Source organism: Cupriavidus basilensis (assembly GCF_029335485.1).
In the GTDB taxonomy this organism is placed as follows: Bacteria; Pseudomonadota; Gammaproteobacteria; order Burkholderiales; family Burkholderiaceae; genus Cupriavidus; species Cupriavidus basilensis_E.
In genome coordinates this window covers 1-10,472 of sequence record NZ_JARJLM010000025.1, presented here as the reverse complement: position 1 = coordinate 10,472, position 10,472 = coordinate 1, and the positions used below count along the sequence as shown (strand labels likewise).

The following is a 10,472-nucleotide window of genomic DNA, read 5'->3' as shown; positions in this document are numbered from 1 at the left end:
CTCCGCCTTTAGGCCCTGCAGACCTGTCTCAACCTACCCAAGCCCAAGACCCCGACACCACTTTGAAACAACCTCTTAGCCGTCCGCGTTCCAGCGGCCCGCCCTACATGGCCAGCGTTCCCGGCGGCGGCTGCTTCAGCCTGGCCAGGTAACCGTGGATCTGCGCGACCACCGCGGCGCCTTCGCCCACGGCGGCCGCTACGCGCTTGGTCGAGCCCGAGCGCACATCGCCTATCGCAAAGACGCCAGGCACGCTGGTCTCCAGCGCTAAGGCCGGGGTCGTGCCTTCATGCGGGGTGTCCGGGCCGGTCAGCACAAAGCCTTTGGCGTCCACGCGGACATTGCACGTGCTCAGCCATCCGGTGTTGGGATCGGCGCCGATAAACAGGAACAGATGCCGGATCGGGACCTCGGTTATCTGCCCGGTATCGCGCTTGCGGTAGCTGATGGACGCCAGGCGATCGTTTCCGCCCAGGGCCGTGATTTCCGTTCCCGTATGCAGTTCGATATTGGGCTGGGCCGCGATGCGCTCGATCAGGTAGCGCGACATGCTGGCCTCCAGGCTCTGCGCACGAATCAGGATGTGCACGCGGTTCGCGTGCGCGGCCAGGAAGACCGCGGCCTGCCCGGCGGAATTCCCGCCGCCCACCAGCATGACCTCTTCACCGCTGCACAGGCGGGCCTCTACCGGAGACGCCCAATAGTAGACGCCGCGGCCCTCATAGCGTTCGAGCGCCGCGACGGCGGGGTGGCGGTAAGCCGCGCCGCTGGCAATGACCACGGTGCGCGCGGGGATCTTGCGGCCATCGCATAGTTCGATGCGCTGGGGATGCTCTGCGCAATGCAAGGCGGCCACCTGTAGCGGAATGGCGACGTGAGCGCCGAATTTCTGGGCCTGCACGAAGGCGCGCCCGGCCAACGCCTGGCCGGAGATACCGGTGGGGAAGCCAAGGTAGTTCTCGATGCGCGAACTCGCGCCGGCCTGGCCGCCAGGCGACAGGGTGTCGAACACCGCGACAGAGAGTCCTTCGGACGCCGCATAGACCGCGGTTGCCAGCCCGGCGGGTCCGGCGCCCACCACGATCACGTCATAGACATGGTCGGGATCGAACTCGGGCAGCAGGCCCAGGCAGGTAGCCAGCTGGCCGGCATCGGGTGCGCGCAGCACGGCGCCGCCCGGGCAGATGACCAGGGGGAAATCGCCGGGGGCGGCCGCGCTGAACTCGAGCAGCGCGCCTGCCTCGGGATCGGTATCGGCGTCGACCACCGTGTGGGGATAGCCATTGCGCCGCAGGAATGCCTGCAGATGCAGCAGGCGCGGCTCGCTGCCGCGCCCCAGCAGGGTCGGGCCTTTGCCGCGCTCGATCAGGCCGACGCGGCGCAGGATCAGTGCGCGCATGATGCGCTCGCCCAGTTCCGCCTCGGCCACCAGCAATGCGCGCAGCCGGTCGGGAGGAATGGCAATGGCTTCGATGTCTTCGATCGCCATGCCGTCGACCAGCGAGGGTTTGCCCGACAACTGACCCACCTCCGCCAGGAAATGGCCGGCCCCGTGCTCGCCCACCAGCGTCGAGCGGTCCAGGGCATCGCGCTGTGTCACGCGCACGCGCCCGCTTAGCAAGACCACCATGCCGTGGGCGGCATCGCCCATGCGGAACAGGTATTCATTGGCCCGCCATTGCCGCACGGTGCCAAATTGCCGAAGCCGCGAGATTTCGTCGGCGGTAAGCAGCGGAAACATCTGGTGGCGGCGCGACTCCATCGGAGAGAACGCCGCCGTGGCCGCCTCCGGGTCGACGGTGAGGCCGGCAGGTGTCACCGCTGGCTGGCTGGCGGCATCCAGGTTTCCGATGGCGGGGTCTGCGCTCATGGCTGTGTTGCCTCCGGATTGGCGAAGCTGCCTGGGCTTGCGCGATGCGCGTCAGGCCAGGGCCTGCCAGAGTTGGCGCGGGATGCCGCGCTGCCGCAATTCTCGTCGCGAACATGCCGGCTATCGCGCACATGGGTGTGGCGGATATCGGACGTATCTGAAAGCCTAGTACATGCGAATGGCGTAGGAGAGCGCTGGATGGCAACAAAGGACTGAAAGTGCTTTTTAATACGCTTGTGATGACTTTTAGAATAACCTAGTAAAAACCCTTGACTATCTACCTACAGATAGATAAGATTCGTTCCATGGATGCGGCAACAAGGTGACGCCAAGCAGACAAGGCCCAGCCAGATGCCCGCTTCCACGCAGCAAACAAGCAACAAAGACGGAAGTCATTTTTTTTGCCTCACTTGTCTACCTAGTGATAGATAAAAAGAAATGGCGCGATAGCTAAACCCGGTCCCCGCGGCCAATGCAGACCCCCGGACCCATGCTCGATTGGAGAACATCATGAACACCAAGCTTTTTGCCAAGTCCCTGCTTACCGCCACCACCCTTGCCGCCGCCTTCGCAGCCGGCCATGCCCAGGCCGCCGCCGTCCCCGCCGACAAGTACGGTTACGAATTCCGCACCCGCGACGTGTACAGCGATGGCGCACGCACCGGCAAGTTCGATCCCTTCACCGAAGGCGCACGCGCCGCCAAGGCCGATCCTTTCACCGATGGCGCTCGCGCTGGCAAGTTCGACGTCTTCAGCGAAGGCGGGCGGATCGCGGGCCTTGACCGTGCCGGTGTGTCGTCCGACCCCGCACGCAGCGCCGACCCCTACACCGACGGCGCGCGCGTTGGCAAGACCGACCCCTATACCGATGGGTTCCGCACGGTTGCCGGCCTGGACCGCAGCGGCGTTTCCGCGGCACCGGCCCGCAGCTTCGACCCGTACACCGATGGTGCTCGCAGCGACAAGCGCGACCCGTACACCGACGGCGCCCGTAGCGGCCGTCCCGACCCGTACACCGACGGCGCAAACGCCTGAGGCAATGCGTGGTACGCCGCATGGTCTTCCGACTGCGGCGTACCGCATTGAACGAATCACCCCGTGGCGTCACCAAGGCGATGCCCGGATTTCAGGAGCGCGTCATGAGCCGTTGGCAGAGTTTCCGTTTGTTGGCAGGCTGGGCGGTGGTTTGCGTTGCCAGCGGTTCGATGGCCACCGTGGTGGCGCAGACGCTTCCCATCTGATCGCTGCCAGTCGATTCCAGTTGGTTCCATTCTCTCCAGCAGGATCGCAGCGTTCCTCCGCTGCACCTGATCGGCGTGCCCACCGCGGCACGCCGATTTATTTTGCGTTGCGAACCTATTCCGCTTCCAGGCGCCTCTTAGCCTGCGAGGGGCTTCCTCGGTGACGGAAAAGGGAGTCCATGTTCTACGTCAAGCCGGACAACTTCCCCGCCAGCGCGGCCCCTTGCCACCCGGGATCCGCGGCGAAACGCTCCGCCAGGAAGTCCAGCATGGTGCGCAGGATCGCCGGCATCTGCCGGCGCGACGCGTACACGCCGTAGATGCCAAGCACCTGAGGCTGCCAGGCCGGCAGCAGTGCCACCAGCTGGCCGCTGCGCAGCAGCGGCGCGGCCGAATACAGCGGCTGCATGGCGATGCCGGCGCCGGCCACGGCCGCCGCCAGCAGCACAGTCGATTCGTTGGCGCTGAGGTTGCCGTGTACCGGCACCGCCAGCGTTTCCCCGGCGCGCTCGAGTTGCCACAGGCTCTTGCCGAAGTAGGAATACGTCAGGCAATTATGCGTGGCGAGGTCTTGCGCGCGGCGCGGCATCCCGTGGGCGGCAAGGTAGGATGGCGCGGCGCAGATCACCGAGGCGCAACTGGCCAGCGGGCGCGCGATCAGGCTGGGGTCGAGTTCGTTGGTGATGCGGATGGCGAGGTCGATGCGCGCTTCCACCAGGTTGACCGCCTGGCTGCCGATATGCAGGTCGACCGCTGTCTCCGGATAGCGCCGCAGGTAGGCCGTCACCGCGGCGGCCAGTACATCCTCGGCCAGCGACTGGGCGCAGCTGATGCGCAGCATGCCGCGCGGCATGCCCGCGCGCTCGGTGGCGGGCCGGGTCATCTGGCCCGCGATTGCCAGCATCTCGCGGCAACGGGCCAGCGTTTCCTCGCCCGCCGGCGTCAGGCTCAGCCGCCGCGTGGTCCGGTGCAGCAAGCGCTGCTCGGCCCAGTTCTCCATCTGTGCGAGATAGCGCGTGACCATGGCGCGCGACATGTCCAGTGCTTCGGCGGCGGCCGACATGCTGCCGCGATCGGCGATGGCGACGAAGACTTCGGCGGCGGTGATGCGGTCCATGGTGGTGTGGTGGTGGCAGGCTTGCGCCGGCCCGTGCCGGTCTGTTCGCTCGCGCGATCTGATCGATCGATTTGATCGATTTGTGCAACAAATATTTTCATTCTAACGGGTTTTTGTTCCGGCTTGCGCAACTTAAGCTGGCGTTTTCCCGACAACTTGAGATCTAGCATGCGCAACAGCCCCATCCTGACTGGTTTCCTGCGCGGCCTGGCCGCCGCCTTCATAAGTCTTGGCATCGGCGGCGGCGCGCCCGCCATGGCGGCGCCTGCGCTCAAGCTGGAGGTCTACAACCCGGGCGCGAACGGCGTCTTCCCGGTTTCCTCGGAACTGGTCACCGGCGCGCGCGATGCCGTGCTGATCGACGCCCAGTTCCAGCGCAACGACGCCGAGGCGCTGGTCGAGCGTATCCGTGCCAGCGGCAAGAACCTCACCACCATCTACATCAGTCACAGCGATCCGGATTTCTACTTCGGGCTGGACGTGCTGAAGGCCGCGTTCCCGGCGGCAAAGATCGTCGCCACGCCGCAGACGGTGGCCGCGATCCAGGCTTCCATGGCTGGCAAGAAGGCTTACTGGTCGCCGATCCTGAAGGGCAATGCGCCGCGGGATCTGGTGTTGCCTGAGCCGCTGGCCGGCAATACCATCCTGCTCGAAGGCAATAAGCTGGAGGTGCTTGGCCTGGATGGCCCGGCGCCGGAGCGCACCGTGATATGGATTCCCGCGCTCAGGACCGTGGCGGGCGGGGTGGTGGTCTTCGGCAAGAGCCACGTCTGGATTGCCGACACCCAGACGCTGGCCTCGCGCCAGCACTGGATCGCCATGCTGGACCGTATCGAGGCGAAGAAGCCGGTGCGGGTGGTGCCGGGGCACTACCTGGATAACGCGCCGCAGACCCTGGCCTCCGTGCGCTTCACGCGCGATTACCTGCGCACCTTCGAGCGCGAGGCGGCGCGTGCGCCGGATGGCAAGGCGCTCGCCGCGGCCATGCAGCAGCGCTATGCGCATCTGGGCGGCGTGGATTCGCTCGAGCTGAGCGCCAAGGTCATCAAGGGCGAGATGACCTGGCCGGCAAAATAGCGGCCGTGCGCGGCACCGCCAGCGGAACACCATGAAAGATTCGAAGGTTACAAAAGAGAGGAACGCACCGATCATGTCCGGTCTGACCCTGCATTACATCTACGACCCGCTGTGCGGCTGGTGCTACGGCGCCGCGCCGCTGGTGCGCGCCGCGCGCGCCGTGCCGGGGCTGGCACTGGCGCTGCACGCCGGCGGCATGCTGACGGGCGCCAACCGGCGCCGCATGTCACCGCAATGGCGCGAATACGTGATGCCGCACGATCGCCGCATTGCCGCGCTGACGGGGCAGCCGTTCGGCGAACGCTATTTCGAAGGCTTGCTGCGCGACGAGGGGGCCGTACTTGACTCCGGGCCGCCCACCACGGCGATCCTGGCCGCGCAGTCGATGGCGGGGGGCGAATCCGGCGCCGATCTGCTGGCACGCTTGCAGCACGCGCACTACGTGGACGGGCGGCGTATTGCCGATGCCGAGGTGCTGGCCGAAGTGGCGGTGCAAGCCGGGCTCGACCGGCAGCGCTTCGCCGCGCTATGCCTGGATATTGACGGAGAGCGAACGCAGGCCCACATGGCCGCGAGCCGCGCGTTGCTGGGGCGTCTCGGTGGCCACGGCTTCCCCACCTTCGCGCTGGAGCGCCGCGACGGGCGTTTCGCCGTGCTGGACGTTGGCCCGTACCTGGGCGACGTTCAGGCGTGGCAGGACAGCCTTGCCCGCGCGATTGTGCAGGAAGGCGGGGGCGCCGATAGCAGGGAGGGTGGCATGGGCGGCGCGGTTTGCGACGCGCAGGGTTGTGCTTTGCCGGGGCATGGGTAAACTTCGGGCCCGCTTTGCCGTTATAGGAGGCGACGTCCCGGCACATATGCCGCGCCGGTCCCGTCGATCCGCCTGCGCGCGCAACCTGTATTCCTAGGGGAATCCGGGGAGGCGCAAGGCGGCATCGGCCTCTACGCATCCCCCCTACATGACGCACAATCAAGGCCCTCCCGCCGAGGCCGAACTCTTTCGCACGCTGGTCCTGGGCGTGGCCGACTACGCGATCTACGCGCTGGATCCGTCGGGCAGCGTGAGCAGCTGGAATGCCGGCGCGCAGCGGATCAAGGGCTACACGCAGGATGAAATCCTGGGCGCGCATTTCTCGTGCTTCTATACCGCTGAGGATCGTGCCGCCGGGCAGCCTGAACAGGCGCTGCTGCAGGCGCGGGAGCTGGGGCGGTTCGAAGCGGCGGGTTGCTGGCGCGTGCGCAAGGATGGCACGCGCTTCTGGGCCCACGTACTGATTACGCCCTTGTACGGCATGGGTGGCATGGATGGCGGGCTGATCGGCTACGCCAAGGTCACGCGCGACATGACGCAGCAACAGGCCGATGCCGAGCGTCTCGCCGAGGTGACGCGCAAGCTGGATCTCGCGCTGGAGAATATGTCGCAGGGACTGTGTCTGTTCGATCCGGCGGGCACCATCATCCTGACCAACGGGCGCATGGACGAGATCTTCGGCGGGGCGGGCAAGACGCTTGCGCCCGGTGCGGATTTCTTCGGCCTGTGCCGCACCATGGCAGGCGTACTGGAGAACGAAGCCGCAGCGCCCGGCGCGCAGGCCGGCAGGGAGTACGGCGATGCCAACCCTGAACCTGGCCAGCCCGACGGCCGTGCCGGGCAATATGCGGTGGCGCTGTACGAGCGCCACCGCGAGATCCTGCGCCGCCACCGGAACTGGCGCAGCGTGGAGGTGCTGCCCGACGGCCGCGCCATCGCCTTGTCACACAGTGCCATGGCCGACGGATCCTGGGTTACCACCTGCGAGGACGTCACCGAGCAGCGCCGCATCGAAGCCAAGATCCAGCATATGGCGTGTCACGACGGCCTGACCGGGCTACCCAATCGCAACTATTTCAACGACTACCTGGACGAGGAACTGCTGCGCGCACAAAAGCTGGGTTGCCAGGTTGCCACGCTGGGCATCGACCTGGACCGCTTCAAGGAAATCAACGACCTGCACGGCCATGCGGCCGGCGACACGGTATTGAAATCGGTGTCCGCGCGCATCGCGGGCCAACTGGAGCCCGGCGAGTTCATCGCCCGCATCGGCGGCGACGAATTTATCGCGGTCAAGCGCTTCGAACGCCAGGCCGAGCTGAGCGACTTCAGCGCCCGCCTGGTGACTTGCCTGAGCGAACCGGTGCGCCTCGACGGCTTCGACCTGACCACGGGCGCCAGCATCGGTATCGCGATCTTTCCCGGCGATGGCGAGCGCCGCGACCAGCTGGTCAGCAATACCGACCTGGCAATGTATCGCGCCAAAGGCAGCCTGTCGGAATCGATCTGCTTCTACGAGAGCCGGATGGACGAGGCGGAGCGCGCGCGCCGGGCGCTCGCCGGCGAGCTGTGGACCGCGATCGCCGCGAACCAGTTCGTGCTGGACTACCAGGTGCAGACCACCATCGCCACTGGCGAGGCGATCGGCTGCGAAGCACTGCTGCGCTGGCTGCATCCGGAGCGCGGGCTGATTGCCCCCGACAATTTCATTCCGCTTGCCGAAGAGTGCGGCGCCATCCTGCCGATCGGCGAGTGGGTTCTGCGCACCGCTTGCCAGGAAGCCGCGCAGTGGACTTATCCGCACAAGGTATCGGTCAACCTGTCGCCTGTGCAGATCACCCACGGCGACCTGGTGACGGTGGTGGCCCGCGTGCTCGAGGAAACCGGCCTGGCCGCCGGCCGGCTCGAACTCGAGATCACCGAGTCGACCATCATCGGCGACAAGGAGCGGGCGCTGGACATACTGCGCCGTATCAAGGCGCTGGGCGTGAGCATCGCCATCGACGACTTCGGCACGGGCTACTCCTCGCTCGATACCTTGCGCTCCTTTCCGTTCGACAAGATCAAGCTGGACCGCACCTTTATCGCTGAGATCGCCGGCAGCCAGCAGGCCAAGGCGATCATCCGCGCCATCCTGGCGCTTGGGCAAAGCCTCGCCATCCCGGTGCTGGCCGAGGGGGTGGAGACCGACGAACAGCTCAACCTGCTGCACGCCGAGGGCTGCGATGAAGCGCAGGGATTCCTGCTTGGCCGCCCCCAGCCGCTCGCGTATTTTCGCCGCACCCACGCGGCGCCTGGCCCGCGCCCGGCCGCGGCGGCGTCACTGGCCTGAGCGGTGCCGCAGGCGCGGTGCCGGCTGCGTCGCTTCTCCGTCCAGACGGGCGGAACTCGCCCGCCGGCCGGCCACTCTCATTGCATAGGCGGGCGCCGCGTCCGGCGCGCATCGTAACCGGGAGCGGCAGTGGCACCACGCAGCGCCATCGGGCAATCCGGCCCGGCCGGCACATCCGCACCGACGGCCCAGCCGGCACAGCGGCCCCATGTCCGCGAGGTGGCAGACCCTGCCGCGCCGCCGCCTCTTGCCCCCCACCGCCTGCCGGGCTGCGCGCATGCCGATCCGCTCACACCGGCCGACCGCTACCAGGAGCTCTTCGTCGCGGTGCAGACGGGCGGGATCTTCAGCGATAGCAAGACCTTCGTCGACGCCATGCCGCGCCAGCAGCCGGCTGCCATACTGGCGGCCTATCGCGCCCGTTCGGCGGAGCCCGGCTTTGACCTTGCCGCCTTCGTCCACGCGCACTTCGTGCTGCCGGCCGTGCCGGATAGCTGCTACAAGTCCGATCCGAAGCAGCCGCTGCGCGATCACATCGACGCTTTGTGGACGGTGCTGACCCGGCATCCCGCGGAGCACCCGCCGCAGGGTTCGCTGTTGCCACTGCCGCATGCGTACGTGGTGCCCGGCGGGCGCTTCGGCGAGCTTTACTACTGGGATTCGTATTTCACCATGCTCGGCCTCACGGCCAGCGGGCAGGCGGATCTGCTGCATTGCATGGCCGACAACTTCTCCTACCTGCTCGACACCTACGGCGTGATTCCCAACGGCACCCGCACTTACTACCTGAGTCGTTCACAGCCACCGGTGTTCGCGCTGATGGTGGAGCTGTTCGAGGACCACGGCGTGCGGCCCGAGCTGGCCTACCTGCCGCATTTGCGCAAGGAGTACGCGTTCTGGATGCGCGGCGCCGGGCACCTGGCGCCAGGGCAGGCGTGCCGGCGGGTGGTCAGGCTCGCCGACGGCAGCCTGCTGAACCGGTATTGGGACGAGCGGGATACGCCGCGCGAGGAAGCCTTTGTCGAAGACACCCGCACCGCCGCGGCATCCCCGCGGTCCGCGCCCGAGGTGTACCGCGACCTGCGCGCGGCGGCCGAATCGGGCTGGGATTTCAGTTCGCGCTGGCTGGAGCCCGGCGGCGGTCTGGAGAGCATCCGTACCACCGCGATCCTGCCGGTCGATCTCAATTGCCTGCTGTTCAAGCTGGAGAGCAAGCTCGCGGAACTAGCCGGGGTTGCCGGCGACGCCGACGCGCCGGCTTTCCGCCAGCGCGCGCATGCCCGGCGGCAAGCCATCGAGCGGCTGATGTGGCAGGAGGACGAGGGCGCGTGGTTCGATTTCGACTGGCAGCAGCATCGGCTGCGTACCAACCTCACGGCCGCCGCGGCAATGCCGCTTTATGTCGAGGCCGCCAGCGCTACGCAGGCAGCGCGCCTGGCCGGCACCTTCGCGGCGCGGCTGTTGGAGCCCGGCGGCATCGCCACCACCGAACGCGTCAGCGGCGAGCAATGGGACCAGCCCAATGGCTGGGCGCCGCTGCAGTGGCTGGCGATCGGCGGGTTCGCGCGCTACGGGCACCAGGCCCTTGCGCACGAAATTGCCCATCGCTGGCTGGCGACGGTCGCCAGCCTTTACCGGCGGGAATACAAGCTGGTGGAGAAGTACGCCCTGCATCCGGCCGAAGAAGGCGCGGTGGGCGGCGGGGGCGGGGAGTATCCATTGCAGGATGGCTTCGGCTGGACCAACGGCGTGGTGCGCAGGCTGTTGCGGCTGCATCCCACGCATGCGGCCTGCCATTGCCGCGCCGGCGTAAGGGCGTAGCCGGCCGGCGCGCCTCAGCGCCGGGCCATGCCGGCTGTTTGCAGCCAGTGGGCAACGGTGGCTGCCAGCCATGCCGGGTCATCGTGCGGCAGATCGTGGCCGGCCCATGGGTGGCGGCGGTGCGGCACGCTCCAGGCCGCCGCGAGGCGGGCCGAGCAGGCCGGATCGACGAGACGGTCCGTTTTCGACGATATGACGAGTGT

General features: G+C 67.3%; 8 protein-coding genes. 5 read left to right on the top strand and 3 right to left on the bottom strand.

Features of this window, described 5'->3' with window-relative positions; translation table 11 throughout:
- Positions 1–103: 103 nt before the first annotated feature.
- A complete protein-coding gene (locus P3W85_RS01785) occupies positions 104–1,870 on the bottom strand; it encodes an FAD-dependent oxidoreductase (RefSeq protein WP_276263505.1) in 1,767 nt (588 codons plus the stop codon).
- Positions 1,871–2,380: 510 nt separating this feature from the next.
- Between P3W85_RS01785 and P3W85_RS01780 the strand changes: the two genes are divergently transcribed.
- Positions 2,381–2,905 (top strand): hypothetical protein, encoded by a 525-nt coding sequence (locus P3W85_RS01780; protein WP_276263504.1) that lies wholly within the window; start codon positions 2,381–2,383, stop codon positions 2,903–2,905.
- A 390-nt stretch (positions 2,906–3,295) separates the two neighbouring features.
- Here the strand turns inward: P3W85_RS01780 and P3W85_RS01775 are convergent, their stop codons facing one another.
- Positions 3,296–4,228: a LysR family transcriptional regulator gene (locus P3W85_RS01775; RefSeq protein WP_276263503.1), complete on the bottom strand. Its 933-nt coding sequence runs from the start codon at positions 4,226–4,228 to the stop codon at positions 3,296–3,298.
- A gap of 168 nt (positions 4,229–4,396) precedes the next feature.
- Here P3W85_RS01775 and P3W85_RS01770 point away from each other — a divergent pair, with 168 nt between their 5' ends.
- From P3W85_RS01770 to treF, 4 genes are all read left to right on the top strand, one after another.
- A complete protein-coding gene (locus P3W85_RS01770; protein ID WP_276263502.1) occupies positions 4,397–5,305 on the top strand; it encodes an MBL fold metallo-hydrolase in 909 nt (302 codons plus the stop codon).
- 73 nt (positions 5,306–5,378) lie between these two features.
- Complete coding sequence (locus tag P3W85_RS01765) at positions 5,379–6,116, top strand: DsbA family protein (protein WP_276263501.1); 738 nt, start codon at positions 5,379–5,381, stop codon at positions 6,114–6,116.
- Between the two features lie 148 nt (positions 6,117–6,264).
- Complete coding sequence (locus P3W85_RS01760) at positions 6,265–8,448, top strand: putative bifunctional diguanylate cyclase/phosphodiesterase (protein ID WP_276263500.1); 2,184 nt, start codon at positions 6,265–6,267, stop codon at positions 8,446–8,448.
- Between the two features lie 129 nt (positions 8,449–8,577).
- The gene (treF, locus tag P3W85_RS01755) at positions 8,578–10,269 is read left to right on the top strand and encodes an alpha,alpha-trehalase TreF (RefSeq protein WP_430869473.1); all 1,692 of its coding nucleotides are present in this window, start codon (positions 8,578–8,580) and stop codon (positions 10,267–10,269) included.
- Positions 10,270–10,283: 14 nt separating this feature from the next.
- On the opposite strand, the gene P3W85_RS01750 is transcribed toward treF, so the two are convergent.
- The coding region (locus P3W85_RS01750; protein WP_430869472.1) for an alpha/beta fold hydrolase at positions 10,284–10,472 on the bottom strand (189 nt) is incomplete at its 5' end.

Excerpts from the sequence above, each read along its gene's own strand:
- P3W85_RS01785 (WP_276263505.1), bottom strand. The coding sequence starts at position 1,870 with ATGAGCGCAGACCCCGCCATCGGAAACCTGGATGCCGCCAGCCAGCCA.
- P3W85_RS01780 (WP_276263504.1), top strand. The coding sequence starts at position 2,381 with ATGAACACCAAGCTTTTTGCCAAGTCCCTGCTTACCGCCACCACCCTT.
- P3W85_RS01775 (WP_276263503.1), bottom strand. The coding sequence starts at position 4,228 with ATGGACCGCATCACCGCCGCCGAAGTCTTCGTCGCCATCGCCGATCGC.
- P3W85_RS01770 (WP_276263502.1), top strand. The coding sequence starts at position 4,397 with ATGCGCAACAGCCCCATCCTGACTGGTTTCCTGCGCGGCCTGGCCGCC.
- P3W85_RS01765 (WP_276263501.1), top strand. The coding sequence starts at position 5,379 with ATGTCCGGTCTGACCCTGCATTACATCTACGACCCGCTGTGCGGCTGG.
- P3W85_RS01760 (WP_276263500.1), top strand. The coding sequence starts at position 6,265 with ATGACGCACAATCAAGGCCCTCCCGCCGAGGCCGAACTCTTTCGCACG.